This window comes from Streptomyces sp. TAA486 (genome assembly GCF_000426165.1).
Genome location: NZ_AUEV01000018.1, coordinates 55,576 through 80,557, shown reverse-complemented (window position 1 = coordinate 80,557; position 24,982 = coordinate 55,576). Strand labels below are relative to the sequence as shown.

The window sequence follows — 24,982 nt, the reverse complement described above, 5'->3', positions numbered from 1 at the left end:
CTCTCGGGGGCAGGTGGAGCGCGGCGGCCCGGGGTCTTCGCCTGCGGCTCCCTCAGCCCTTCTTGCTCACCCGGTCGAGGAGGTTCGCCGTGGCCCGCTGGATGCGGGGGTCGACGTGGCCGGGCCGGTCGAGCGCCGGCGACCACGCGAAGGTGCCGGAGCAGAAGACCAGCGCTCCGGAGGGAGCCCGGTAGAGCGACGTCTCCTGGTGGCGGCGGACGCCTCGCACGTCGGTGTACGGAGAGTGGGCGAGCAGCGCACGATCGGAGTACTCCGGCAGGCTCGTGCGGGGGAAGTAGCAGTCGGCCTCCCCGGCGACCAGGCCGGGCAGTTCGTCGCCGTCGGCCGCCCCGGTGGACTCCCACAGCCAGTGGTCGCTGTTGCGCACCACCAGTGGGTACGGACGGGGCACCTGCCCGGCGTACTGGATGCCGAGCACGAGCTGTTCGGGTTCGCCCATCGTGCGCCACTGGGCGGCGCGGCCGGGGCCCCGGCGTTTGCGGCACGTCAGCAGCCGGTCGGGGGAACCGCCGGGCAGCGGGTCCAACTGGACCTGCCAGAACATGGTGTTGGCGGACAGGAAGATCAGCGAGGTCCCCGCGTCGCGCGCCCGCTCCACAGCACGGCGCATGGGCACCGTCCAGTACTCGTCGTGGCCGGGGAACACGACGCCTCGGCAGCGGGCCGGATCGACACGTCCGGCGTGCAGATCGCGGGCGTCGGCGTATGCGAGCTCGTAGCCCTGGCGCTCTGCCCAGCGGATGAAGTCGTAGGCGTGGCCCACGTGCAGGGGCAGGCCGGCTCCCGCGTAGGGGCGGTCGAAGGAGACCGTGACGGCGGCGTCCTCCTCGCCCAGCAGCCGGCCCTCCTCGTCCCAGGCGTGGTAGAGGCTGGCACCGGTGCGGCCGTCCTCGGGGAAGAGGTTGTACGCCTGCCAGGTGACGTCCGGCATGACGAGGAGAAGGTCGCCGGGCGTGCGGTCGCGGACGGTGAAGGGGATGTGCGACCGGTGGCACCCGTCGGCGGTGGTGAGGACGGCGACGTAGGCGCCGGTGGACCAGTGTTCGGGGATCTGCAGGCGCCAGGAGAGCCACCAGTGGTGGCAGGAGACCGCCTTCCCGGCGGTGAGCGGGGCCGGCTGGCGGATGCCCGACAGACGCGGGCTGGTGGTGATCTTCCTGGCACCGTCGCCGTCGTAGTGGCCGATGCGGTAGATGTCGACGCCGAAGGACTGCGGCGGGTCGACCGTGATGCGGAAGTCGAGCGAATCACCCGGGGCCGTGCCACCGTCGCTGCCCGCGAAGCCCTTGATCTGACAGTGCAGGTCGTCCGCGGTGCGGGGGCGGCCGACGCCCGGGCTGCGCCGGATCCGCTCGCCGGAGAGAACGTCCTCGAGGCCGGTGTGGTCCACGTACCAGGGGACCATGCGGCCGTTGTCGAAGTACTGCTCGCCGAAGCGCAGCCAGGGCAGCGGCCCCTGACCGAACGGGTCCGTGACCGCGTGCGCAAGCGCCCCGGACTCCCAGCGCCGGATGTCTGCCTTGCCCACTTGTGACTCACCCCCCTGCTTGTCGACGCCCCCGACAGAGCCACACCATCACATTACGCGAGCGGCGTGTCACCGCCCGGCATCATACGAGGCGAACGGGCTTGTCCGGGCGGACGCCCACCGCGGCCATCCACTCCCGGAGCGGCTGGGCGTCACCTGCCTCGACGAGTTCGTGCACGGGGCCCGTCAGGTCGGCCGCGCGCGCACCGTCGACGAGGAGCGCCGGCCCGTCGAGCCAGTCGAGACCGGGGACGGCGCCCGCCGTGTCCACGGCGGCGCAGCAGATCACCGCGGTGATGTGCTCCAGCATCAACTCGCGCCCGCTGCGGGGCGCCTGGAGCGGGAGGCCCATGGGCGAGACGCCGGCTCCGTCACCCGGGCCGGCTATGAGCGGCGCCACTAGCGCGTCCTCCCACGATTCGTGCGTGGTCTCACGGGCGACGGCGGCGCCTATGCCGGCGGCGAGCTCTTCCGTACGGGCCTCCGCGCCGCCCGCCAGCCACTCCATGATCCGGGCCGGGGTCGCTCCGCCGTCCACAGAGCCGCTGCCTGGACGGTCGAGCGCTGCCAGATGTGTGAAGAGCCGGGAGGCGCGGGTGCGCCAGATGCGGTCGACGACCTCCTCCGGGTACTCCTGCCAGTCCACCGGCGCCCAGTCTGGCCCCGGCTCCGGCGGTCCTCCGTGGAAGAGGCGGGCGGCGAGCAGCGAGACCGCTTCGTCGACGGCGCCCGGCTCGTCGAGCAGATCGCAGGCCGGGCGCTCACCCAGGCGCGAGGTGAAACTCTCCGCGAGCCTGTCCCGGTGGGAGAGGTCGGTCAGTGCGGAGACCACTCCGGCATCGAGACGGGCCGGCCACCGGCCGATGCGCCAGGCGGGCAGGGCTACCCGCGTCAGCAGCCTGTCCCAGCCCGCGTAGGCGAGGCCGACCTGCTCCTGGGCCGCGGTGCGCAGCGCGTGATCCACACCCTGTGCACGAGCGGCGGCCGCGGCGGCGACCCCGCGCTCCATCTCGGCCGCGTGCGGCCCGCACGACCGGAGCATCAACCGGGAGCAGCCGCCCGCGAAGCGGAGACCGGCCCGGCGCAGCGCGGCACCCGGCCCTGACGTGCCGGACCGCCCGGCGCGTGCTTTGTCGGCGACGGCGACCGCCGCGTCCAGCCCCCGGACGAATCGGCGAGCCGCGGCTATGTCGGGATGCAGGGAAGGACCGGTTCCCGCGACCACGGGCGCCAGCAGGGCGCGCAGTTCCGCCACCCTCATCCACCACAGGAACGGCGAGCCGATGACCAGCACGGGAGCCACACGCCCGCGTGTGCGGTGCGAGCGGTCCTCGAGCCAGCTGTCGCAGTCCGGGGTGAGCGCCACGGCGGAGGGCACCGGGACCTCGAGCCGCTCGGCCAGATCCCGCACCAGGTCGTACAGGTCGGTGGCGGAGCTCTCCTCGACGGGGACGGTGGGAGAGACGGCCGGGCGCGACCGCGCGATCACGGCCGCGACGCCCCCGGCCACCGCCAGGGCCAGCAGCGCGACACCGCTCACTGCGAGCCGCACCCCCGCCCAGTCGGCGCCGATGCGGCCCGTCGTCTCGGCCGCGAGGAGTATCACCGCGGCCGCGGCGGGCAGCAGCGCGAGAGCGAGCGCCGTGCCGCGGATGCGGAGCACGGAGAGAGCATGCGAGCGCGCGGAGCGCGTCCCTGCCTGGCGGCCCACCACGAACTGCTCACCCCCATCACGACGTGTCCGGTTTCCCGGGTTTCGGTGGTCCCACTGTGGCACCGCGCGCCGACACCGCAACGTGCGCAGGGCCACTCGGGACACAGCCCGGCACAGGCCACGGACGCCCATGCGGCTTGCGCGGAACCCTAGTTGGGGGCCGTTCAGCCGTCAGCCGCTCCGCTGTCCGGTCACTCGATGGAATGGCTTTGGGTAGAGCTCTTGCGTCATCGGGGGGTGAGAGGAGTGTCCGCCCCGTCCCCGTGTGCCCTTTATGCGTGCACGGTCCGACCGACCGCCGCGGACGATCGCCCTGCGGGCCTCCCCCGGGGCGGGCCGCCGGCCCCGCCAACCGGAGCCGCCTACTCCGCCGCCCTGGCAGCGATGTCCGTGCGGTGGTGCGAGCCGTCGAGCCGGATGCGCCCGAGAGCCTGGTACGCCCGTTCGCGTGCCCCCGAGAGCCCCGGACCCGTCGCGGTGACGGACAGCACCCGGCCGCCCGCGCTGACCACGCGGCCCTCCGAGTCCCGCTTGGTGCCCGCGTGCAGTACGTACGCCTCGGGAGCGTCCTGCTGCGCCACCGCGTCGAGCCCCTCGATCACGTCGCCCGTGCGGGGCGTCGCCGGGTAGTCGTGCGCCGCAACGACGACGGTGACCGCAGCCTCCTCGCTCCAGTTGAGCGGCGGGAGGTCGGCCAGCCGGCCGGTGGCCGCGGCGTGCAGCAGCCCCGCCAGCGGCGTGCGCAGCCGCGCCAGCACGGCCTGGGTCTCCGGGTCGCCGAAGCGGGCGTTGAACTCGATGACTCGCACGCCGCGCGACGTGATCGCGAGCCCCGCGTAGAGCAGCCCCGAGAACGGCGTCCCGCGGCGCCGCAGTTCGTCGACGGTCGGCCTGAGCACCGTCTGCTCGATCTCCTGCACCAGCTTCGGGTCGGCCCACGGGAGAGGTGAATAGGCGCCCATTCCACCGGTGTTGGGCCCCTCGTCGCCGTCGTAGGCGCGCTTGAAGTCCTGCGCGGGCTGGAGCGGCACGACGGTCTCGCCGTCCGTCACCGCGAAGAGGGAGACCTCCGGACCGTCCAGGAACTCCTCGATGACGACCCGCTCACAGGCGTGCGCATGGGCCCGGGCGGCCTCGATGTCGTCGGTCACGACGACGCCCTTGCCGGCGGCGAGCCCGTCGTCCTTCACCACGTACGGAGGGCCGAAGGCGTCCAGCGCCTCGTCGGCCTCCCGCGGTGTCGTGCACAGGTGGCTGCGGGCCGTCGGCACGCCCGCCGCCGCCATGACCTCCTTGGCGAACGCCTTGGAACCCTCCAGGCGTGCCGCCTGCGCCGACGGCCCGAACGCGGCGATGCCGCGCGCCCGTACGGCGTCCGCGACACCGGCGACGAGTGGTGCCTCCGGCCCGATGACGACGAGGTCCGCGTTCACCTGCGGCGTCTCCGCGAGCGTCGCGACCGCGGCGCCGTCCGAAGCGTCCACGGCGTGCAGCGTGGCGACCTCGGCGATTCCGGCGTTGCCGGGTGCGCAGTGCAGCGCGGTGACCTCGGGGTCGAGCGAAAGAGAGCGGCACAGGGCGTGTTCGCGGGCGCCGCCGCCGATGACCAGAATCCTCACGGGAGCAGCCTAGACGTCGGCGTCCGAGCGCTTCGCGGGGCACTCTTTCGAGTGAGAGCGGAATCCGTCCTATACCTGAGCAGTGCACAATTCGGTGGTAGTTCGGCCGCAAAGTGGCGTTGCGCCCCCACTTATGGCGGTAGGAAGGGCCCTTCGAAACGGTCGTCGTCGTGGCGCGTGTGTTGTGGGGTGTGGCGGTGAGCAAGCCGGAGATGCGACCCGGGGCGGGACGGGCGTTCCCGCTCGGTGACTGGGGCGAGCCGGGGGAGCGCCTCGACGAGCTGTACGTATGGGTGGAGCAGCGTGCGCTGTTCATCGCCGACTGGTATCTCTCCGACCGCACGCTGAAGCAGTGGGGCGCGCGCGCCCTGCGCACCGGTACGGCGCTCGGGGCCGTCGGCGCGGCGGTGCTTCCGCTGCTGACCCTGACCGGGGTGCTGCCCGTGCGGCATGCCGTGTGGGGCTATGTGGCGCTGCTCGGCGCCCTGGTGTGCATCTGCGCGGACCGGTACTTCGGGCTGACGTCGGGCTGGATCCGCAACGTCGCGACGGCGCAGGCGATCCAGCGCAGGCTGGAGACGCTCCAGTACGACTGGGCTTCGGAGTCCGTGCGCGAGATGCTCGGTCCGACGGAGGGCGGGGCGGGTGAGGCTGCCGAACGCGGACTGTCGCTGCTGCGCCGCTTCACCGAGGACGTCTCGGAGATCGTCCGGAGCGAAACCGCGGACTGGATGCTGGAGTTCAGGCCCGGTCCCTCACCGCTGGCCTCGCAGCCCGTGGCTGTTCCGGCGGCGCGCCCCGCGGAGATCTGCGCCGCCGGGCACAACGTGCATCGCTTCCCCGCGCCGCCCGGCTTCCGTCCGAACATGCCCCGCCAGCGCCCGCCCGAGGGGCCGCTGTGACGTTGCGTCCCCGTCCGGACGGCGGGCGCCGGGCATCCCGCGTCAGCTGAAGACGATCATCGATCCCTGCGCCAGGCTCCGCGTGGCCGCCGCGTGCAGCCCGAGCCACACGTGCCGCTCCCGCGCGAACGGCCCGTCCTCGGGGGCCACCGGCATCTCCGCCGGCTCCTCCAGATCCGTGGGGCGCGAGGGAGACTGCGGGGCAGGCGGCGGTGCAGCCGGGTCGATGCCCACGTACGGGGCGACGGTCTCGAGTTCGCGCAGCAGACCGTGGCTGGAGCCCAACGGGCCGCCGCCGTCGATCAGTTCGTCGTTCGCGAGCGGCACGGGGAAGTCGAGGGGGACGTACGCACCCGCGTGGTCGTAGTGCCACACGAGATGGGACTGCTGCACCGTCGACTCGAACATCTCCAGCAACTGCTCGTAGTCGCCACCCAGTTCGTCGACTGGTGTGACCTCGAGATTGCACATCTGCAGAATGTGCGCGCGGCGCAGGAAGTGCAGCGCCTCGTAGTCGAAACCCGCGACCGGCGCGACGTCCCCCGAAAGGCCCGGCATGTAGTTGTAGACGGGGACGGGCGGCAGCCCGGCTTCCGTCAGGGCCTTGTCGTACGCAGCGATCTCCTCGGCGAACGGGTTGTCGGGGCTGTGGCACAGCACGTCGACGAGGGGAACCAACCAGAGATCACATGCCAAGGGATTTTCTCCAGCCTCGCTTCGCCGGGGGACGCCCCCAGCCCGGTCGCAACAGCGTAATGCCGCCCGCCGGGGCCGTGTTGAAGAGTGCGGGACGCACGGTGCCACTCGCGATGCCGGTCGCGATGCCGGTCGCGATGCCGGTCATCGTGCGGAACGGACTCACGGACCGGACCCCAGCGGCTTCTCCGCGAGCGCCAGCGCATGCTGGTGGTAGTCGGCCACGAGCCGCTGCGTCGCCTGTGCGTCGTCCAGCTCCACCGCGTCCACCAGTTCCCGGTGCCCCGACCACAGCCGGTTCGCCAGGTCCCGCTCGGCGCGCAGGCAGGGCACGCTGAAGACCCAGCACTGCACGCGGAGCCGGTCCAGGAAATCGCAGATGTACCGGTTCCCGATGACGTCGCCCAACTCCCGCCAGTAGCGCAGGTCGTAGCCGATCAGCACGTCGAGGTCGCCGGCGCGGGCCGCCCTCACCGCGGCCTCCGCCCGGCGCCGCACGGAGGCGAGGACGGCGTCATCGAGCGTGAGCATCGGCACCGGTCCGTCCTCCGCGAAGTAGCCGTGGAAGAGCCCGTCGAGGACCACCATCCGGGCCTTCACCATCGCCCGGTAGTCGTCGATGGTGAACTCGTGGACCCGGAAGCCCCGGTGCTGCTCCACGTCCAGCAGCCCCTGCGCGGCCAGGTCGACCAGCGCCTCGCGCACGGGTGTGGCGGACACCCCGTACTGCTCGGCGATCTCCTTGACCGTGAAGTGGCTCCCGGCCGGGAGTCTCCCGGCCAGGATCTCGTCCCGCAGGGCGCTGGCGATCTGCGCCCGCAGCGTACTTCGCTTGATCATCGGCTCGGCTCGAATCGACTCGCGAGACGAACTCGCCCGGACCCGGCCTCAGCCCCGCCCCGAGGTCGTGTGCGCGTCGGCGGCAACGAGTGCCTCGTCCAGGACGGCCAGCCCCTCCTTGACCTCCGCCTCGCTGATCGTGCACGGCGGTACGACGTGGGTGCGGTTCATGTTCACGAACGGCCACACACCGCCCCGCTTGCAGGCGGCCGCGAACTCGGCCATCGGTGCGTTGTCCGCGCCGCTCGCGTTGTACGGCACGAGAGGCTCGCGGGTCTCCTCGTCCCGTACGAGGTCCAGTGCCCAGAAGACGCCCATGCCGCGCACCTCGCCGACCGAGGGGTGGCGTCCCGCGATCTCCCGCAGCGACGGGCCGATGATGTTCTCGCCGATCTGCGCGGCCCGTTCGACGATGCCCTCCTCCGCCATGGCGTTCATCGTCGCCACGGCGGAACCGCACGCCAGCGGATGCCCGGAGTAGGTGAGCCCGCCCGGGTACGGACGCTTGTCGAAGGTGCCCGCGATCTCGGCGGAGATGGCCACGCCGCCCAGTGGCACATAGCCGGAGTTGACGCCCTTGGCGAAGGTGATCAGGTCAGGGGTGACGTCGAAGTGGTCCGCGGCGAACCAGGCCCCGGTGCGCCCGAACCCGGCCATCACCTCGTCGAGGATGAAGACGATGCCGTAGCGGTCGCAGATCTCACGGACCCCGGCGAGGTATCCGGGCGGCGGCACGAGGACGCCGGCGGTGCCGGGAACGGTCTCGAGGATCACCGCGGCTATCGTGCCCGGGCCCTCGTAGACGATCGTCTCCTCAAGGTGGGCAAGGGCGCGTTCCGACTCCTGCTCCTGCGTCTCGGCGTAGAAGTGCGAGCGGTACAGGTGCGGGCCGAAGAAGTGCACGGCGCCCGCTGAGCCCGTGTCGTTGGCCCAGCGGCGCGGTTCGCCGGTGATGTGGATCGCCGCCGAGGTGTGGCCGTGGTACGAGCGGTAGGTGCTCATCACCTTCGGGCGGCCGGTGTGCAGTTTGGCCATGCGGACGGCGTTCTCGACGGCCTCGGCGCCGCCGTTCGTCCAGAAGATCTTGTCCAGGTCGCCGGGGGTGCGCTCCGCGACGAGCCGCGCCGCCTCGGCACGTACGTCGACGGCGAACCCGGGCGCCATCGTGCACATGCGGGCCGCCTGCTCCTGGATGGCGGCGACGACCTTGGGGTGCTGGTGCCCGATGTTGGTGTTGACCAGCTGGGAGGAGAAGTCCAGGTAGCGGTTGCCGTCGTAGTCCCAGAAGTACGAGCCCTCGCCGCCTGCCACGGGCAGAGGCTCGATGAGCCCCTGCGCGGACCAGGAGTGGAAGACGTGCGCCCGGTCGGCGGCCCGTACCGCCTGGCCGGCGGCCGGGTCGGGGGCGACGGCGGGGGTCGACGGGTTCGTACTCGTGCTTGTCACGTGCTGGCTCCTCAGCTCGGGGAAGGCGCCGGGTGGGACGGGCACAGCCTAGGGGGTGCCCCAGCAGGGCAATCAACACCGCGGCATCGCCATGCCCTGGGCCGTTCCGTGCGACGGCCCCTCAGCGCCCCTTGAACGGCTGCCCCGGGTTCGCGTTCTCATGGCCCCGGCCGGCGTCGGCGTCCCGGGCCCACGTCACCTTTGCCGCTCGACGACCTTCGCGTGCAGGAGCTTCCCGACGAACTCGATGCGGAGGCGGGGCCCTTAGGAAGGGACGGTCTCCCCCGGGGACTCCCGCGGTCGGCGCGGCCGCGGCGGCCGCACAACCGCACGCAGCCTGCGCCCGCCGCCGTGACGCGCGTTGCCGGGACGCCGGTACCGCACGTCGACGACGGTGAGGTCACGCCCGTAGTCGACCTCCTGGATCTTCCACGCGAGGGGTTCCCCCAGTCGTTCCCGCACGAAGGCCTCGATGGCCGCCGGTTCGGTGACCGCCTCGTCGACCGTGACGAGGGCACGCAGCGTACGGGCGAACAGCCGCGGGTGGCCCGCGATGTAGACGACCGCGAGCGGAAGCGTGCACAGCAGCGCGGCGAGCATCAGACTCACGTTCGGCAGGCCGGAGATGAGGCCGAGGACGAGGGCCGTGAAGTAGTAGGCGATCTCCTCGCTCTGCATGGAGTCCGAGCGCAGGCCGACGATGGAGAGCACCCCGATCAGACCGAAGCCGAGCGCGATGCCGCCTTGGTCGCCGCTGCGCCCGAGCACCGCGGCGAGGGCGAAAAGCGCCACGTTCAGCGCCAGATACCCGGGGATCAGATCCCGTCGCCGGTGCCGCGGATAGTAGATGGCGAACGTCAGCACGCAGACGGAGACGAGGTCGAGTGCGAAATGGATGAGGATCTGGCTGATCGGGTCCATAGCGGGAAAATAGGGGAGCCGGTCAACGGCGGTGCCGCTACGCCCTTCACCCCACCGATAAGGGCGAATTGAGAGCTTGTCATCTCAATTCAGGCCCTCGATGTGCGCCCCCGTGCCGGGCGTAACGGCGTTATCGGATCGGATTCGGGGCTCCGATCGATCCGCGACGCCCGCCGCTCTATTCTCGTGGCAGCCAAGCACCCGGGGGGAAGAGGTACCAAGATGAAGCGGCTCAGCGCCGAGGACCCACGCTGGATCGGCGACTACCGGCTGCTCGGCAGGCTCGGCGAAGGGGGCATGGGCCGGGTCTATCTGGCCCGTTCGGGGCGCGGCCGCACGGTCGCGGTGAAGGCCGTGCAGGACGAACTCGCCCGGCAGCCCGACTTCCGGCGCCGCTTCGCCCAGGAGATCACGGCTGCCCGCAAGGTCGGCGGCGAGTGGACGGCGCCCGTGCTGGACGCCGACACCGAGGCCGCGACGCCGTGGCTCGCCACCGGTTACATCGCCGGGCCCTCCCTCTCCGAGGTCGTGGACGACCAGTTCGGGCCGCTGCCGCACCGGACCGTGACGGCGCTGGCCTCCGGACTGGTCCGCGCGCTCAGCGACATCCACCGTGCCGGGCTGGTCCACCGGGACCTGAAGCCCTCCAACATCCTCATCACCATCGACGGTCCGCGCGTCATCGACTTCGGCATCGCCCGGGCCCTCGACTCCGCCGTGCAGTCCGCGGGCGGGCTGACGCGGACGGGCGCGCTCGTCGGCTCCCCCGGCTTCATGTCGCCGGAGCAGGTCCGTGGCATGCAGGTCACGCCCGCCAGCGACGTCTTCTGCCTCGGTGCGGTACTGGCGTACGCGGGGACCGGGAGGATGCCGTTCGGCACGGCGGACAGCGGAGTGCACGCCCTGCTGTTCCGCATCGCGGAGGAAGAGCCCGAACTGTCCGGGCTGGACGGTCCGTTGCGCGACCTCGTCGCCGCCTGCCTCACCAAGAATCCGGCCGACCGGCCCACCGTGGAGATGCTGCTGCAGCAGACCGAGGGCGAGCTGAAGGGCACCTGGCTCCCGGGCGAGGTGCTCGCCGAGCTGGGCAGACATGCCGTGCAACTGCTGGACAGCGAGGACCCGGAGAGCGTCGAGCAGCCGCGCGCCGAGGCCGTGCGCACCGCCGGGCCCGTGGTGTCCGGTCCCGTCGCGCAGCCCACGCCGTCGACGCCTCCGCCCTCCGCGCCCCACGGACCGTCGACGCCGCCGCCTTCACCGCACCAGGGGTCGTCCACGCCGCCGCCCTCCGGACAGTCGCCGCCGTCCACCCCGCCGCCGCCCGGGCTCTACGGCCCGCCCTCCGGCTCCCCGTACTCGCCGCCACCGCAGCAGCAGTGGCAGCCGGGCTTCCCAGGTCAGCACGCCGCTCCGGCCCCGGCTCCCGGCCCGGGCCCCACTCGGGGTGGGCCGGGCGGGCCCGCCGGCGTGCGGCCCGCACAGCCGCTCCGCCCGACTGCCTCTCCCCGCAGGAGCGCGCAGGCCCTCACGGTGCTCTTCAGCCTCCATCTGCTGATCGGGGCGATCGCCGTGGTCGTGGACGGCCTCGTGATCAACAAGCTCGACAGCGTGCAGGCGAACGCAGGCTTCGCCGACGAACTGGAGGACATCAACGGTTACGGCCGCCTGCAGGGCGCCACGGTCGGAGTTGAGGTGATCGAGTCCCTGCTGGGGATCAGCGTGATCATCCTCTGGCTGATCTGGTTCTGGCGGGTCCGGGTCAACTCGGCGCACTTCGCGCCCGGCCGCATCCGTTACACCTCGGCCATGGCGGTCGGCGCGTGGTTCATACCGGTGTGCAACCTGTTCATGCCCAAGCAGGTCCTGAACGACGTGTGGACCGCGAGCGATCCGGCCGCACCGCAGTGGCAGGGATACGGGCCGAAGCCGCGCGTACGGCGGGGCATCGTCAACGGCTGGTGGACGATGTGGCTCGTCTATTTCTTCTTCTTCCTGCTGGACTACGAGAGCTGGTACGGCGAGGACAGCGTCGAGGCGGCCCAGCAGACCATCTCGGTGGCCGTCTTCACCGACTTCTTCGGCATCCCGGCCACGATCCTCGCCCTCGTCCTCGTCAGCCGGCTCACCTCCATGCAGGACGACCGCCTCACCGGCCGGCTCAACTGAAGGACCGGCGCCCGTCATCGGGCCGCGACCATCAAACGGGAACGTGTTGGCAGCCGGGCTGTGACCTTCGCGAAAGAGAGTGAGAGGGTTCCAGCTCACCGGCTGGAAAGACCGACGTGGGGGATGCAATGGCGGAGCTGGCGGCGGACGACCCGCAATCCATCGGCCGTTACCGGCTGTTGAGCAGGCTCGGCTCCGGCGGAATGGGCCGGGTCTACCTGGCCCGGTCCGAGGGCGGACGTACGGTCGCGGTGAAGCTCATCAAGTCGGAGCTGGCGGCCGAGGCGGAGTTCCGTACGCGCTTCCGCCTGGAGGTGGAGGCCGCACGGCGCGTGGGGGAGCGCTGGACGGCACCCGTACTGGACGCGGACACCGAGGCCGAGAACCCCTGGGTCGCCACCGGTTACATCGCCGGGCCCTCCCTCGAACAGGTCGTATCCACCCGCATGCAGCGCGGGACGTCCACCGGATCGACCGGCGGTGCCGACGGCGGGGGCGGCGGCCCGCTGCCCGAGAACTCCATCCGCACGCTCGCCTACGGCCTCTCCAGCGCCCTCCTCGACATCCACGGCGCCGGCGTCGTGCACCGCGACCTCAAGCCGTCCAACGTGCTCGTCACGATCGACGGCCCGCGCGTCATCGACTTCGGCATCGTGCGCGCCCTGGACGCACTTCCCGACTCGACGGTGACGGGCACCGGCGTGATCGTGGGCTCCCCCAGCTACATGTCGCCGGAGCAGATCCGCGCACAGCAGGTCACCCCGGCCAGCGACGTCTTCTCCATGGGTTCCGTCCTCGCGTACGCCGCGACGGGCCGCACGCCCTTCGGGAGCGAGGGGGGCGGCATGCATGCCGTGATGTTCCGCATCGCCTCCGAGGATCCCGATCTGGAGGGGGTCGAGGAGCCGCTGCGCGGTCTCATCGCCTCGTGCCTGGCCAAGGACCCTGCGGACCGGCCCGCGCCGGAGGACGTCATCGCGGGAGTGCAGCCCATCTCCACGGGCACCGCTGCGGCGCCCTGGCTGCCCGCCACGCTCATCGCCGAACTGGGCCGTCACGCCGTGCAGTTGCTGGACACCGACACCCCGCCGTCGGGTTCCGGGGCCCCGAACGTGCCCGGCGCCGGGACCGGGGAATCGCACACCTCCGCGCTGCCCCGGCCGCCGGCCCAGCAGACATCGGAGCGGCAGGCGCCACCGGCTCCCGCTCCCCGGCCGCGCAGGCGGCTGGCGATCGGTGCGCTGGCGGCGGTCGTCGTGGCGGGTGTCGCCTTCGCCGCATCCGGGGCCGAACTCCCCCTGCTGAACTCGGACAAGACCACGGGCACCGGCGAGTCCTCGGACATCCCGGAGAGTTACGTGGGCACCTGGAGCGGCGAGGTCGAGCGGGACGGCGAACCCACGGGCCAGTACCGGCGGTTCGTCGTCACACGCGGCAAGATCGGCGAGGTCGTCGCCAACAGCATCAGCCTCGGCAAGAGCTACGAGTGCAAGAGCGACGGCAAGCTCGTCTCGGCCGGCGATTCGGTCGAGCTGGACACCAAGGTCGTCAAGAGCGTGCCCGAGGGCAAGTGTTCCGCCCTGGGCTCCCACAAGCTCAGCAACGCCTCCGACACGACGCTGAAGTGGGAGGCGGCGGGCCGCAGCGCCACCCTGCACCGCGTCGGCGAGCCGGAGAAGCTGCCCGAGGAGTATCTCGGCACCTGGCAGCGCCAGTTGCCCAGGGGCGGCACCCAGCGGATCACCGTGAAGCAGGTCGATGCCGGCGGCAGGTCGGTCTCCATGGTCTCGGAGGCCCCCAACGAGCACTGCGAGGCGAAGGCCGACCTGTTCTCAGTGGGGGCGGGCGGGGACGATGTACGCATCGGCCCACCCGGCCTCGACAAGACGGCCTCCTCCGGCGCCTGTGCCACCGGCCCCTCCTCCACTCTGCGCGTCGAGAAGGGCGGCCTCATGCGCACCTTCCCGAAGGGCGAGGAACTGGCCTACACCCGCGCGAACTGATCCACGCGGGTGAACGGCCCGGCCACCGCCCCCGGTTGACGGCTTTCGGCGACTACTTCGTCTCCAGGTCCCTGCGCCGGAAGCCGGCCAGCCCCGCGGCGAGGAGGACGGCCGCGACCGCGGTGAGCACCGCCATCGGCGTCCAGTCCATCTCCTTGGCGGGCAGCTGCGGAACGTGCCCGAAGGGGGAGAGGTCGTTCATCCAGTCGGGGAACTGCAGGATGCGGCCCAGGTATCCGACGAGGAACGCGTACACCGGCACGAGCCACGCGGCCGCCGTGGCGCGCGGCAGCCACCCGAAGAGCAGGGCGGCGACGCCGGCCGTGACCCACAGCGCCGGTGCGTAGGCCAGTGCCGCACCGGTCAGCGACAGCACCAGACCGCCGTCGCCGGTGGAGGCCGCGCCCGCGATGCCGAAGCCGAGTCCTGCCAGCAGCAGCGTGAACGTACCGCCGACGAGCGTCACCGACAGATGGCTCCACGCCCACCGCGTGCGGGAAAGGCCCGTGGCCAGCAGCGGTTCGGCCCGCCCCGCGGTCTCCTCGGCGCGTGGACGCAGCGCCGCGACCACGACGTAGACGCCGGCGATGACCGCGTTGACGATCATGACGATCGACGCGAAGGAGTCCACAAACGAGGATCCCCCGGCCTTCGCGAGGACCTGGTCCATCATCTCGACGTCCTTCAGCATGTCGTCCACGTCGCGGAGGATCGACCCGTACATCGTTCCCAGAACGAACACCCCGGCGCCGAAGCCCGCGATCATGCCGCGGTGCAACCGCAGGGCGAAACCGAAGGGACGTACCAGCGCCGCCGAAGCCGTCCGGCGTCCCGCGGGCGGCGTGCGCAGTCCCTCACCGACGTCACGACGCACGCTGAGCGCGTAGCCCGTGCCGCCGGCCGCCACCGCGGCGGCGAGCGTGAGCAGCAGCGGCCACCACAGGTCGTCGACGAACGGATAGCTGCGCTGCGCCCAGCCGATGGGCGACAGCCACGACAGCGTGCCGTCGCCGACGTCGCCGGCCGCGCGCAGCACGTACGCGAGCCCGATCACGCCCAGCGCCATGCCGGAGGCGCCGCGCGCGTGCTCCGTGATCTGCGCGGTGACGGCCGCGACGCCGGCGAAGACGATGCCGAGCCCCGCGAACACCGCCCCGTACAGCAGCGATCCCTCCCAGTTGACTCCCGCCATGCCGGACCCGCCGAGGCTGACGGCCAGCAGCGCGCCGAGCGTGAGCGATGCGGCCACGGCGACGGCGAGGGCGGCGGTCAACGCGGCGTGCCGGCCGACGACGGTGGAGCGCAGCAGCTCCGCGCGGCCGGTCTCCTCCTCGTCACGGGTGTGCCGCACGACGATCAGCACCGCCATGAGGCCGGTGAGCACCCCGTAGAAGCCGATCACCTGATGCCCGAGCATTGCGCCCAGGCCGTAGCCGCCCTCCAGATAGTGACGCGGCCCGGTCATGGCGAGCGCGGCCGGGCTGCCCATGGTCTTCGCGACGGAGACACGCTCGGCCGCCCCGGCGTAGAGCCCTTCGAGCTTGGCGACCGTGGAGAGGTTGGCCATCAGCAGAGCCGCGATCCACACGGGGACGCGGATGCGGTCGCGGCGCAGGGCGAAGCGGATGAGTGTGCCCGTGCCCGCCAGCAGGCGGTGCGGCGCGCGCCGGCCACCGGTGCCGTTCGCCGCGGGTGTTGCGCCCCGCGGCCTGCTCCGGGAGTCCTCCGTGGAGTTTCCCGCGGGCCCTGAGCCCGTCTCGGTCCTCATCGTGCCGCTCCCCCGGCGCCGTTGAGGTGCCCGTTGGCGGCGAGCTCGTCGCCGTAGTGCCGCAGCATCAGCTCTTCGAGCGTCGGCGGATGACTGGTGAGGCTGCGGACGCCCAGCCCGCTGAGGTGGCGCACTGCTCCGTCGAGGTGCTCGCCGTCGACGGCGAAGTGCACCCGCGCATCGTCGGTGCGTACGTCGTGCACGCCCGGCAGCGCTTCGAGTCCCGTCACGGGCCGCTCGGTCTCGGCCTCGATCGTCGTGCGCGTCAGGTGCCGCATGTCGCTCAGCGTCCCGGACTGGACGATCCTGCCGAGCCGGATGATGCTCACGCGGTCGGCGAGCTTCTCGACCTGGGCGAGGATGTGGCTGGAGAGCAGCACGGTCTTGCCCGCCGCCTTCGCCTGGAAGATGACGTCCTGGAAGACCACCTCCATCAACGGGTCGAGTCCCGCGGTGGGTTCGTCCAGCAGCAACAGCTCCGCGTCGGAGGCGAGCGCCGCGATGATGGCGACCTTCTGCCTGTTGCCCTTGGAGTAGGTGCGGCCCTTCTTCGTCGGGTCGAGGTCGAAGCGCTCGATCAGCTCGTCCCGGCGGGCGGTGTCGAGGCCGCCCCGCAGGCGGGCGAGCAGATCGATCGCCTCTCCGCCGGTGAGGCCGGGCCACAGCTCGACGTCGCCGGGGACGTAGGCGAGACGCCGGTGCAGGGTGACGGCGTCGTCCCACGGGTCGTGGCCGAGCAGCCGGGCGGTTCCGGAGTCGGCGCGCAGCAGGCCGAGGAGGACGCGGATGGTGGTCGACTTCCCGGCTCCGTTGGGCCCGAGGAAGCCGTGCACCTCGCCGGTGCGGACTTCGAGGTCGAGCCCGTCGAGTGCACGTGCCCGGCCGAAGGTCTTCACGAGACCGGTTACCGAGATCGCGGTGGCGGATGTGTCCATGGACAGGAAGCTACGCTTGTTTCATAAATTTGTGAAGTTAAGGAAGCGTTAGGATCTGCGGTACGCAGCTGAGCAGGGAGGGAGCCGAGCCGGTGACTGGAGACAGACCGGACCCCGAGTCCGGAACCGCCGGAACCGCCGGAATCACCGGACCCGCCGAATACGACGCGGGATACGACGCGGCCTCGGCCGCCTTCGTCGAGCGCTTCGCCGCAGACATGACGGAGGCGGGCATGCAGCGCATGGCCTCCCGGGTCTTCGCATGCCTGCTGGCTTCCCGTGACGGATGGCTCAACTCGGCACAGCTCGCGGAACGGCTCCGCATCAGCCCGGCCGCGGTCTCGGGCGCCGTGCGCTACCTCTCCCAGGTCCACATGGTCAGCCGCGAGCGCGAGCCGGGATCGCGTCGCGAGATCTACCGCGTGCACGAGAACGTCTGGTACGAGGCCCTCCTGGACCGCGACCAGCTCCTGAGCCGGTGGACAGCCACGCTGCGCTCGGGCGAGGAGGCTCTGGGGCCGGAGACTCCCGCCGGACGCCGGGTGAGGGACACCCACGACTTCCTGGAGTTCATGCAGGGCGAGCTGGAGGGAATGCTGGAGCGCTGGCGCGCCCACCGCGCTGCCCGCAACGGCGAGGGGCCGTAGGCCGTGACGGACGAGTCCCGTCCGGGTTGCGACGCCTGGCGAGAACAGGGCGCGACGCGCTCGGCGCGCACCGACGTAGCGGTCAGGCCTCCGGCAGCGCCCCGCGCAGGCGGACCTGGGCGCGGTGCATCCGCTTCCCCTCGATCGCGAGGTCGGGCGCGAGCAGGGTCTGGATCAGCAGTCCATGGAAGAGAGCCAGCGCCAGGCCGGCCGCGTCCCGGCCTTCCTCGTCGTCGCCGAGCCCCAGGAGCGCCGCGACCTCGGGGCGCGTACGCCGGAATCCCTCGGCGAGAGTCTCCCTGATCGCGTCGTCGTGCTGCGCTCTGGCTAGGGCGGTGACGTAGTGCCTGGCGAGGCCCGTACGGCTGCCCCGAGTGCTCGTGACGGCCTCGGACGCGGCACGGTAGCGCTCCTCGGGCGTCCGGTCTGCCAAGTCTCCGAGTGCTGCTGCGACTTCGGCGAGCCACCGGTCGAGGCCCGCGATCGCCGCCTCGGTCACCAGGGCGTCCTTCGAGCCGAAGTGGTAGGCGATCGACGCGAGGTTGGCTCCCGACTCGTCGGCGATCGCCCGCGCGGTGATCCGCTCGGGGGGCAGCCGCTCCAGGCAGCGCAGTGTGCCCTCGATGAGCTGTGAACGGTTGCTGCGCTGCGGGCTCATGATCTCCCCGATCCCTGTCGATTGCCAAGGAAACTATACAAGTGTTTAGATTGGAGTCCGGTCGGCACGTCGTGCTCCAGCGCCCCAGCGCTCCGGCGTGCCCGGGGAGGTGCCCGTGTTCACAGCCACAGCCGTCGTCTCCGTTCTGCTCGCCGCCGTGCTGGTCTTCTCGGCGACGCAGAAGCTCGGCCACAACGAGGCCGTCGTACGCAGCTACGCCAAGGCAGGCGTGCCCGAGAGCAGGCTCAACGCCCTGGCGGTCCTCCTCCTCGCGGGAGCCGCCGGACTGGTCTGCGGCCTCTTCTGGACGCCCTTGGGCGTGGCCGCGGCGTTCGTTCTCGTCTGCTACTTCCTGCTCGCGGTGGCGGCCCACGTGCGGGCCGGCGACCGGGGCCGCCTGGCCATGCCGCTCGTGCTGCTGGTCCTGGCCGCGGGAGCACTGGCCCTGCGCCTCGCGTCGGCCTGAGGCGTACGCGCCGCTGACTCGCGCCGCGCCTACGGGCCGTCGGTGCGAACAGGGGGCGAGGCCCGGTGTCCGTCGTCCAGGAAGCGGAGCAGCACGGCCGCCTCCGCACGGAGCTGCGCGACCCGGTCGGCGTGGGCAGGCGCGGTCAACTGCTCGGCGACCTGCAGTCGTTCGGCGGCCTCGGCCCGCACGATGTCCGCAACACCGCTCTCGCTCAGCTCACGCCGCACGGCCTCGGTCGCACCGGCACCGACCGGTGACTCCTCGAGGGCCAAGCCGCGCACCTCGGTGTCCTCCACCCGCACCGCTTCCGCGTTGTCCAGTGCGGCAAGCGTTGCGCGCAGGGCGCTCACCGTGGCCTTGTCGCGGGCACGCATCGCTTCAGGGAGGGCTTGACGCATTCGAACGCGTAGGGACATGGCCGGACCATATGGCCGTGCTCATGGCCCCACAACGGGATTTCCCGGCGGACCGGAGTACGGGACGGGCGCCACGACACGGGCAGGAGCCGGCCCCGCGGCACCGCGTCACGCGGGAAGGGTGAGGGTCCAGGCCCCCGCGAGCGCCGTCCACGTCCGTACGCGCACCGGCCCGCCGTCCAGCGCGTCCGCGCGGTAGCGGAAATCCGGCCCCGACACCGTCACCGCCTTCGCCCGTGCCTGCACACGGTCCGCTCCCTGCGGCAGCACCGTCACCTGCGCCAGGCTCGGTTCCCTCGCGCCCTCACTGCCGGAGCCCGCGTCAGGATCTCCCCGGCACGAAGACCGAGGGCCGGGGACCGCCCTGCCCGCGGAGGAGGGCGAGAAGACCGACACCTCCGTCACCGGCCGGTCGAGATCCGCGAGCAGCTCGCCGTCCGCCTCGACGCGCAGCCGCTGCGCCGCCGCCCGCGGGCGCCGCGCGCGCGACAGGGCCGCCTTCGCCCTCAGCGCGCCCGCGAGCCCCGGGAGTTCGCCCGAGCACGGCGGCCCCGGAATGCGGATGCCGCCCAGCACCACACCACCGCTGTCGTCCATCAGCAGACCCAGCCTCCGCTCGGCACCGTCGAGAACGGTGCGCGCGGCCGAGACCGCGTCCGCCGGCACACCCAGACCGCACATCAGCGCAACGGTCTCCTCCGGGCCGACGGGGACCACCGACAGCACCGCCTCCTCCAACTCCCGCTCGCGGTGCAGCAGTCGGACGGCCCGCAGCAGCGCTCTGTCGTCGCCCACGACCACCGGGCGCCGGCTTCCCCGGCGGGCCAGGGCACGCTCGGTCTCCTCCGGGCTCTCCGGCAGGCACACCTTCACGCCGGACGCGCCCGCACAGAGCACGTCACGCGCGATGCGCACGGATTCTCCGTCCCAGAGCTTGGCGACGGGGTCGATGACCAGGAGCAGCGAGGGCTGCGAGGTCCCCGCGGGGTCTGGAGCCGACACCTTGTTCCTCTCTCAGGTAACCTCTCGGTGCAAGAGCCCCTGTCGCTGTTGCGTCAGGGGCTTCCTCTATCTGGGGCACCGGTCCGCGGCTCTTGCGATGGCACTCGCCACGCACGTGGGACATGCCCCGCCCGGAAGGGGTGTACGCCTGTGCCCGCACTTGTGCTGCTCGGTGCTCAGTGGGGTGACGAGGGCAAAGGGAAGGCCACCGACCTCCTCGGCGGTTCGGTGGACTACGTGGTGCGTTACCAGGGCGGCAACAACGCCGGCCACACGGTCGTCGTGGGCGACCAGAAGTACGCGCTGCACCTGCTCCCCTCGGGCATCCTCTCGCCGGGCTGTGTGCCCGTCATCGGCAACGGCGTCGTCGTCGACCCGTCGGTCCTGCTCTCCGAGCTGAGCGGGCTGAACGAGCGCGGCGTCGACACGTCCAAGCTCCTCATCAGCGGTAACGCCCACCTGATCACGCCGTACCACACCGAGGTCGACAAGGTGACGGAACGGTTCCTCGGGAAGCGGAAGATCGGCACGACGGGCCGCGGCATCGGCCCCGCCTACGCCGACAAGATCAACCGAGTGGGCATCCGCGTCCAGGACCTCTTCGACGAGTCGATCCTGACGCAGAAGGTCGAGGCCGCCCTCGACTTCAAGAACCAGGTGTTCGCGAAGCTCTACAACCGGCGTGCCGTGCGCACCGAGCAGATCGTCGAGGAACTGCTGGGCTACGCGGACGCGCTGCGCGGCTACGTCGCCGACACCACCCTGATCCTCAACAACGCGGTGGACGAGGGGAAGGTCGTCCTCTTCGAGGGCGGTCAGGGCACGCTGCTCGACGTCGACCACGGCACGTATCCGTTCGTCACGTCCTCCAACCCCACGGCGGGCGGCGCCTGCACGGGGTCGGGCGTCGGGCCGACGAAGATCAGCCGCGTCATCGGCATCCTCAAGGCGTACACGACCCGGGTCGGCGCGGGCCCCTTCCCCACCGAACTCCTGGACGCCGACGGCGAGGCGCTGCGCGAGATCGGGGGCGAGCGGGGCGTCACCACCGGCCGCGACCGGCGCTGCGGGTGGTTCGACGCCGTCATCGCCCGTTACGCGACCCGCGTCAACGGCCTCACCGACTTCTTCCTCACCAAGCTCGACGTGCTGACCGGCTGGGAGCGCATCCCCGTATGCGTCGGCTACGAGGTCGAAGGCAAGCGCATCGACGAACTCCCCTTCAGCCAGAGCGACTTCCACCACGCGACTCCGGTCTACGAGTACCTGCCGGGCTGGTCCGAGGACATCACCCAGGCCAAGACCTTCTCCGACCTGCCGAAGAACGCGCAGGGCTATGTGAAGGCGCTGGAGGAGATGTCCGGAGCGCCTGTCTCCGCGATCGGGGTGGGCCCCGGACGGGACGAGACCATCCAGATCAACTCCTTTCTGTAGGAGCGGATCTGCCGGGTGACCGGTCTGCCGGGGTGATAGGCCCGTGCAAGCACGAGTGGGCGTGTCACCCCGGCGTGAGGGCCGACGCCGTACCGACGCCCAGCCACCGGAAGAAACGAGGGACACCCGCTCATGCCGGACCACCGCCAGCAGTCCCGTTCAGCACCGCCGCTCGTCGAAGCGCTCGGGCTGCAACCGCACCCGGAAGGCGGCTGGTTCCGCGAGACGTGGCGCAGCGGCATCGCGCTGCACCCCGACGGCTACGACGGAGAGCGGGCCAGCGCCACCGCCATCTACTTCCTCCTGGGGCCGGGGGACGAGTCGCGCTGGCACGTCGTACGGTCCGCCGAGATCTGGCTCTGGCACTCCGGTTCGCCCCTGCACCTCCAGCTCGGCGGCGACGGTGAAGCCCCCGGGCAGGAACCGGAGACGCTCACGCTCGGGCCGGACGTCGCAACGGGCCACGCACCGCAGGCAGTTGTGCCGCCCGGCGTCTGGCAGCGGGCCCGTCCCGTGGACCACGAAGGGGAGACCCTGGTCAGCTGCCTCGTGTCGCCGGGCTTCGACTTCGCCGACTTCCGCATGCTGCCCTGACCGACGGCCTGCTCCCACGGGGGCCGTCGACCTGGGCGCGGCTCACCTCAGCGCGGTCCACCTCAGCGCCGTTCACCTCGGCGCCGTTCACCTCAGCGCGTCGACGAGCACGCCGAACGCGGGCGTGCCCGGCGTGAACGGCGCGTAATGGCCCACGCCCGTAAGGAGGTTCAGGCGTGCGCCCCAGTCGTTGGCGTAGCCGCGCGACAACTCGACGGGGACCACGTCGTCGGCGGTGCCGTGCAGGACCTCCACCGGCACTCGCGGCGGCAGACGCATCGGGTCCGCCTCCGGCAGCCGCTCCGCCAACGCCCCCTCGCCGCCGAGGAATTCGCTCACCGCTCCGGCGCTGAGCCGGAGACGGTGCGCACGGGCGAGATCGGCCACGGGCGCGACGGCGACGACCCGGTCCGCGGCGCGATCGCGCCCTCGCGGGAGCACCGATCCCACGGATTCCGATGCCGCCCACAGCGCCAGCTGGCCGCCGGCCGAGTGCCCCAGCAGCACGTCCGGAGGCCCGAGCAGAGCGAGGGCAGCGGCTACGTCCCGGGCCGTCTCCGGCCAGCCGCCACCGCCGCCCACGCGCCGGTACTCGACGAGTTCGACCGCCATGCCGCGTTCCGCCAGGGCGGCGGCGAAGGGGGAGAGGTGCGTGCGGTCGTACGCCTCGCGCCAGAAGCCGCCGTGCAGCACGGTGATGCGCGGCCCCGGCGCCCCCACCCCGTAGAAGTCCACGACCTGGGACGGGTGTTCGCCGTAGGCGACCGTGCGTTCCGGCGGCACCGGCTTCAGGCCCAGCAGCGCCGGCTCCTCCCCGGGGGTCAACGCTTCACCACCGCTCCACCGCCACTCACGCGTCCCCGCGTGCGAGCAGCAGTTCCGCGAGCACCTTCGCCGCGCGACCGGCGTCGCCGAACGAGGTGTAGAGCGGCGTGAATCCGAAGCGCAGCACGCCCGGGCGGCGGAAGTCGCCGACGATGCCGCGCTCGTGCAGCCGCGCCATCAACTCTTCGGCCACGTCGGGTCCGCGTGGCGCGCCGGCCGTCCGTCCACCGGAGTCCGCCCCCTCCCCCTCGCACAGCAGCGAGATCTGGCTGCCGCGCCGCTCGTGCGCCTCCGGCGTCAGCGAGCGCAGCCGAAGCCGTCCGGCCCGGCCTTCGGGGACGTGCGTACGCACCTGCTGGAGGAAGAAGTCCGTCAGCGCGAGGCTCTTGGCGCGCACCGCGGAGATGCCGACGCCGTCCCAGACCTTCAGCGCCTCCTCCAGCGCGAGCATGGACAGGATGTCCGGTGTGCCGACGCGCCCGCGTACGGCGCCGTCCGCCGGCACGTATCCGTCGGACATGGCGAACGGGTCGGCGTGCGAGGTCCAGCCGGGCAGTGGCGTGTCGAATCGGGACTGCAACTCGCGCCGCACGTACAGGAACGCGGGCGATCCGGGACCGCCGTTGAGGTACTTGTAGGTGCAGCCGACGGCGAAGTCGGCGCCGTGCGCGTCGAGTCCGACGGGGAGCGCCCCCGCGCTGTGGCAGACGTCCCAGATGACGCGGCCGCCGGCGCGGTGCACGTCGGCGGTGAGGGACGGCAGGTCGTGCAACTCGCCGGTGCGGTAGTCGACTTGGTTGACGAGCACGGCGGCCGTGCCCGGACCGGCCTCGGCTCCCATCTCGGCGACGGGAACCGCCCGCACGGTCGCTCCCGTCATCCGCGCCGCCGAGCGGGCGATGTAGCCGTCGGTCGGGAAGGTGGCGGCGTCGACGAGGATCTCGTCCCGGCCGCCCGAAGCGGCCCCGGAGGACGAGGACCCGCCGTGCTCCTCGCGGGCGAGACGCACGGCACCCACGACGGCCTTGAAGACGTTGACGCTGGTCGAGTCTCCGACCACGATCTGTCCTTCGCCCGCACCCACGAGGGGTGCGATGCGATCCCCGATGCGCTCCGGCGCGCTCCACCAGCCGGACTCGCTCCAGGAGCGGATGCGCAGCCGCCCCCACTCCTGCTCCACGACCTCGGCGAGGCGCGCGGGCACCGAACGCGGCAGCGCGCCGAGGGAGTTGCCGTCGAGATAGACGGTGCCGCCGTCATCGTCGAGGAGGAAGTCCTTACGCCGGTGGGCGAGTTCGTCGCGCGCGTCGAGCTCTTCGGCGGCGGTGGAAGCGTCCGCCCCCGGCCCCGCCGCGTCAGACATGGCTGCGCGCCGTCCACAGCTCCGGGAAGACGTTCTTCGCGGCACGCTTCTCCAGCCATGCCACGCCCGCCGAGCCGCCGGTGCCGACCTTCGAGCCCATCGCCCGCCGGGTCGCCACCAGATGGTCGTTGCGCCATCGCCACACGAGTTCGGCGACCTCGGTCAGCGCCTCACCGAGGCGTACGGCGTCGTTCTCGCCGCCGGCGGCGGCTTCGTCCGACTGACGTGCGTACGCCTGCGCCCACACGGCCTCCACCTCGGGATGCGGCCGGTACACCTGCGAGACGTCCCTGGTCAGGACCTCCTGCGGGACTGCCTCGCCCCGGCGCGCGAGGTGGTGCAACACCTCGTCGTACAGGCACGGTTCGTGCAGAGCCTTCTCCAACTCGTCGTGCACGCGCGGCGCTCCGCGGTGCGGTACGAGCATCGAGGCGGACTTCTCACCGAGCAGGAACTCCATCCGCCGGTACATCGCGGACTGGAAGCCGGAGCCGTCGCCCAGCGCGGAGCGGTAGGAGTTGAACTGCGCCGGTGTCAGATGGGCCAGCGGCTCCCACGACGCGTTCAGCGACCGGAGTTCGTACGTGGAGCGCTTCAGCGCGGCGAGAGCGCCGGGAAGGTCGTCCTTGCGCAGCGACTTCGCGGCCGTCTCCCACTCGTGCACGATGACGGTGAACCACAGCTCCATGACCTGCGTGGTGACGAGGAAGACCATCTCGCCGGGGTCCTCGGAGAGCGGGTGCTGGAGGTGGGTGAGGACATCCGCCTGCACGTAGTCCTCGTACGGGGTGGTGCCTTCGAAGTCCAGATCGGGGGCCTGCAAACCGGCCGCGGGGTCCTCGACGTCGTGAGACATCGCTTCTCCTCAACGTGGTGTCCGGGTAGCGGTCCGCTCCCATCTCTCGATCGGCATTGGAGCCCCGGTCCCCTCAGGCCCGCCCCGGATCCCCGGGAACACGGGCCTGCCATTCATCATCGGGGAGGCGGCCCGCCGGGACAAGGGCACCTGGTCAGC

At 71.8% G+C, this 24,982-nt stretch carries 22 protein-coding genes; 7 read left to right on the top strand and 15 right to left on the bottom strand.

Going from position 1 to position 24,982, the window contains the following annotated elements; all coding sequences use genetic code 11:
* Window positions 1-52: 52 nt before the first annotated feature.
* The 3 genes from I004_RS0123730 to purD all read right to left on the bottom strand — a co-directional run bounded on the left by I004_RS0123730 (window position 53) and on the right by purD (window position 4,882).
* A complete protein-coding gene (locus tag I004_RS0123730; RefSeq protein ID WP_028437549.1) occupies window positions 53-1,549 on the bottom strand; it encodes a N,N-dimethylformamidase beta subunit family domain-containing protein in 1,497 nt (498 codons plus the stop codon).
* An 82-nt stretch (window positions 1,550-1,631) separates the two neighbouring features.
* Window positions 1,632-3,212, bottom strand: coding sequence for a hypothetical protein (locus tag I004_RS0123725; protein WP_486580186.1), 1,581 nt, complete (start codon window positions 3,210-3,212; stop codon window positions 1,632-1,634).
* Between the two features lie 413 nt (window positions 3,213-3,625).
* Window positions 3,626-4,882, bottom strand: a complete 1,257-nt coding sequence (purD, locus tag I004_RS0123720; protein ID WP_028437547.1) for a phosphoribosylamine--glycine ligase — start codon at window positions 4,880-4,882, stop codon at window positions 3,626-3,628.
* 212 nt (window positions 4,883-5,094) lie between these two features.
* On the opposite strand from purD, the gene I004_RS35675 reads away from it, so the two are divergent.
* Window positions 5,095-5,784: an SLATT domain-containing protein gene (locus I004_RS35675; protein ID WP_158677084.1), complete on the top strand. Its 690-nt coding sequence runs from the start codon at window positions 5,095-5,097 to the stop codon at window positions 5,782-5,784.
* A 42-nt stretch (window positions 5,785-5,826) separates the two neighbouring features.
* Here the strand turns inward: I004_RS35675 and I004_RS0123710 are convergent, their stop codons facing one another.
* The 4 genes from I004_RS0123710 to I004_RS0123695 all read right to left on the bottom strand — a co-directional run bounded on the left by I004_RS0123710 (window position 5,827) and on the right by I004_RS0123695 (window position 9,687).
* Window positions 5,827-6,480, bottom strand: a complete 654-nt coding sequence (locus I004_RS0123710; protein ID WP_028437546.1) for a hypothetical protein — start codon at window positions 6,478-6,480, stop codon at window positions 5,827-5,829.
* Window positions 6,481-6,642: 162 nt separating this feature from the next.
* Window positions 6,643-7,320 carry a GntR family transcriptional regulator gene (locus tag I004_RS0123705; protein WP_037977516.1) on the bottom strand — a complete coding sequence of 226 codons (678 nt, stop codon included), beginning with the start codon at window positions 7,318-7,320 and terminating at the stop codon, window positions 6,643-6,645.
* A gap of 48 nt (window positions 7,321-7,368) precedes the next feature.
* Window positions 7,369-8,766: an aspartate aminotransferase family protein gene (locus tag I004_RS35670; protein ID WP_037977513.1), complete on the bottom strand. Its 1,398-nt coding sequence runs from the start codon at window positions 8,764-8,766 to the stop codon at window positions 7,369-7,371.
* A 264-nt stretch (window positions 8,767-9,030) separates the two neighbouring features.
* Window positions 9,031-9,687, bottom strand: a complete 657-nt coding sequence (locus tag I004_RS0123695) for a DUF4956 domain-containing protein (protein WP_028437544.1) — start codon at window positions 9,685-9,687, stop codon at window positions 9,031-9,033.
* 222 nt (window positions 9,688-9,909) lie between these two features.
* Here I004_RS0123695 and I004_RS35665 point away from each other — a divergent pair, with 222 nt between their 5' ends.
* Together I004_RS35665 and I004_RS0123685 are read left to right on the top strand one after the other, a co-directional pair.
* Entirely contained in the window at window positions 9,910-11,853 is a 1,944-nt protein-coding gene (locus I004_RS35665; protein WP_051345361.1) for a protein kinase domain-containing protein, read from the top strand.
* A 128-nt stretch (window positions 11,854-11,981) separates the two neighbouring features.
* On the top strand, window positions 11,982-13,856 hold the full coding sequence (locus I004_RS0123685; RefSeq protein ID WP_028437543.1) for a serine/threonine-protein kinase: 1,875 nt from the start codon (window positions 11,982-11,984) through the stop codon (window positions 13,854-13,856).
* Window positions 13,857-13,908: 52 nt separating this feature from the next.
* Here the strand turns inward: I004_RS0123685 and I004_RS0123680 are convergent, their stop codons facing one another.
* Together I004_RS0123680 and I004_RS0123675 are read right to left on the bottom strand one after the other, a co-directional pair.
* Window positions 13,909-15,624, bottom strand: a complete 1,716-nt coding sequence (locus I004_RS0123680) for an ABC transporter permease (protein WP_486580185.1) — start codon at window positions 15,622-15,624, stop codon at window positions 13,909-13,911.
* Window positions 15,621-16,559 (bottom strand): ABC transporter ATP-binding protein, encoded by a 939-nt coding sequence (locus tag I004_RS0123675; protein ID WP_037977511.1) that lies wholly within the window; start codon window positions 16,557-16,559, stop codon window positions 15,621-15,623. Before I004_RS0123675 ends, I004_RS0123680 begins: the two co-directional genes overlap by 4 nt.
* A 218-nt stretch (window positions 16,560-16,777) precedes the next feature.
* Here I004_RS0123675 and I004_RS0123670 point away from each other — a divergent pair, with 218 nt between their 5' ends.
* Window positions 16,778-17,206 carry a MarR family transcriptional regulator gene (locus I004_RS0123670; protein WP_106965431.1) on the top strand — a complete coding sequence of 143 codons (429 nt, stop codon included), beginning with the start codon at window positions 16,778-16,780 and terminating at the stop codon, window positions 17,204-17,206.
* A gap of 82 nt (window positions 17,207-17,288) precedes the next feature.
* Here I004_RS0123670 and I004_RS35660 read toward each other — a convergent pair whose 3' ends face one another.
* Entirely contained in the window at window positions 17,289-17,864 is a 576-nt protein-coding gene (locus tag I004_RS35660) for a TetR family transcriptional regulator C-terminal domain-containing protein (RefSeq protein WP_051345360.1), read from the bottom strand.
* 115 nt (window positions 17,865-17,979) lie between these two features.
* Here I004_RS35660 and I004_RS0123660 point away from each other — a divergent pair, with 115 nt between their 5' ends.
* Window positions 17,980-18,330: a DoxX family protein gene (locus I004_RS0123660; protein ID WP_028437539.1), complete on the top strand. Its 351-nt coding sequence runs from the start codon at window positions 17,980-17,982 to the stop codon at window positions 18,328-18,330.
* 29 nt (window positions 18,331-18,359) lie between these two features.
* Here I004_RS0123660 and I004_RS0123655 read toward each other — a convergent pair whose 3' ends face one another.
* Window positions 18,360-18,707, bottom strand: a complete 348-nt coding sequence (locus tag I004_RS0123655; protein WP_028437538.1) for a hypothetical protein — start codon at window positions 18,705-18,707, stop codon at window positions 18,360-18,362.
* A gap of 150 nt (window positions 18,708-18,857) precedes the next feature.
* Entirely contained in the window at window positions 18,858-19,751 is an 894-nt protein-coding gene (locus tag I004_RS0123650) for a hypothetical protein (protein WP_028437537.1), read from the bottom strand.
* 150 nt (window positions 19,752-19,901) lie between these two features.
* Between I004_RS0123650 and I004_RS0123645 the strand changes: the two genes are divergently transcribed.
* Complete coding sequence (locus tag I004_RS0123645) at window positions 19,902-21,185, top strand: adenylosuccinate synthase (protein ID WP_028437536.1); 1,284 nt, start codon at window positions 19,902-19,904, stop codon at window positions 21,183-21,185.
* A gap of 132 nt (window positions 21,186-21,317) precedes the next feature.
* On the top strand, window positions 21,318-21,779 hold the full coding sequence (locus I004_RS0123640) for a cupin domain-containing protein (RefSeq protein ID WP_028437535.1): 462 nt from the start codon (window positions 21,318-21,320) through the stop codon (window positions 21,777-21,779).
* Between the two features lie 87 nt (window positions 21,780-21,866).
* Here the strand turns inward: I004_RS0123640 and I004_RS0123635 are convergent, their stop codons facing one another.
* From I004_RS0123635 to I004_RS0123625, 3 genes are read right to left on the bottom strand one after another with little or no spacing between them, the layout of a single operon-like run.
* Window positions 21,867-22,604: an alpha/beta hydrolase gene (locus I004_RS0123635; protein WP_028437534.1), complete on the bottom strand. Its 738-nt coding sequence runs from the start codon at window positions 22,602-22,604 to the stop codon at window positions 21,867-21,869.
* Between the two features lie 25 nt (window positions 22,605-22,629).
* A complete protein-coding gene (locus I004_RS0123630) occupies window positions 22,630-23,967 on the bottom strand; it encodes an aminotransferase class V-fold PLP-dependent enzyme (protein ID WP_028437533.1) in 1,338 nt (445 codons plus the stop codon).
* Window positions 23,960-24,823, bottom strand: coding sequence for a tryptophan 2,3-dioxygenase family protein (locus I004_RS0123625; protein WP_028437532.1), 864 nt, complete (start codon window positions 24,821-24,823; stop codon window positions 23,960-23,962). The genes I004_RS0123630 and I004_RS0123625 overlap by 8 nt, the downstream gene beginning before the upstream one ends.
* Window positions 24,824-24,982 lie beyond the last annotated feature (159 nt).

Coding starts and splice junctions, on each gene's coding strand:
- I004_RS0123675 (WP_037977511.1), bottom strand. CDS start 16,559: ATGGACACATCCGCCACCGCGATCTCGGTAACCGGTCTCGTGAAGACC.
- I004_RS0123655 (WP_028437538.1), bottom strand. CDS start 18,707: ATGCGTGCCCGCGACAAGGCCACGGTGAGCGCCCTGCGCGCAACGCTT.
- I004_RS0123685 (WP_028437543.1), top strand. CDS start 11,982: ATGGCGGAGCTGGCGGCGGACGACCCGCAATCCATCGGCCGTTACCGG.
- I004_RS0123630 (WP_028437533.1), bottom strand. CDS start 23,967: ATGTCTGACGCGGCGGGGCCGGGGGCGGACGCTTCCACCGCCGCCGAA.
- I004_RS35675 (WP_158677084.1), top strand. CDS start 5,095: ATGCGACCCGGGGCGGGACGGGCGTTCCCGCTCGGTGACTGGGGCGAG.
- I004_RS0123640 (WP_028437535.1), top strand. CDS start 21,318: ATGCCGGACCACCGCCAGCAGTCCCGTTCAGCACCGCCGCTCGTCGAA.
- I004_RS0123625 (WP_028437532.1), bottom strand. CDS start 24,823: ATGTCTCACGACGTCGAGGACCCCGCGGCCGGTTTGCAGGCCCCCGAT.
- I004_RS35660 (WP_051345360.1), bottom strand. CDS start 17,864: ATGAGCCCGCAGCGCAGCAACCGTTCACAGCTCATCGAGGGCACACTG.
- I004_RS35665 (WP_051345361.1), top strand. CDS start 9,910: ATGAAGCGGCTCAGCGCCGAGGACCCACGCTGGATCGGCGACTACCGG.
- I004_RS0123670 (WP_106965431.1), top strand. CDS start 16,778: ATGACGGAGGCGGGCATGCAGCGCATGGCCTCCCGGGTCTTCGCATGC.
- I004_RS0123695 (WP_028437544.1), bottom strand. CDS start 9,687: ATGGACCCGATCAGCCAGATCCTCATCCATTTCGCACTCGACCTCGTC.
- I004_RS0123705 (WP_037977516.1), bottom strand. CDS start 7,320: ATGATCAAGCGAAGTACGCTGCGGGCGCAGATCGCCAGCGCCCTGCGG.
- I004_RS0123680 (WP_486580185.1), bottom strand. CDS start 15,624: ATGAGGACCGAGACGGGCTCAGGGCCCGCGGGAAACTCCACGGAGGAC.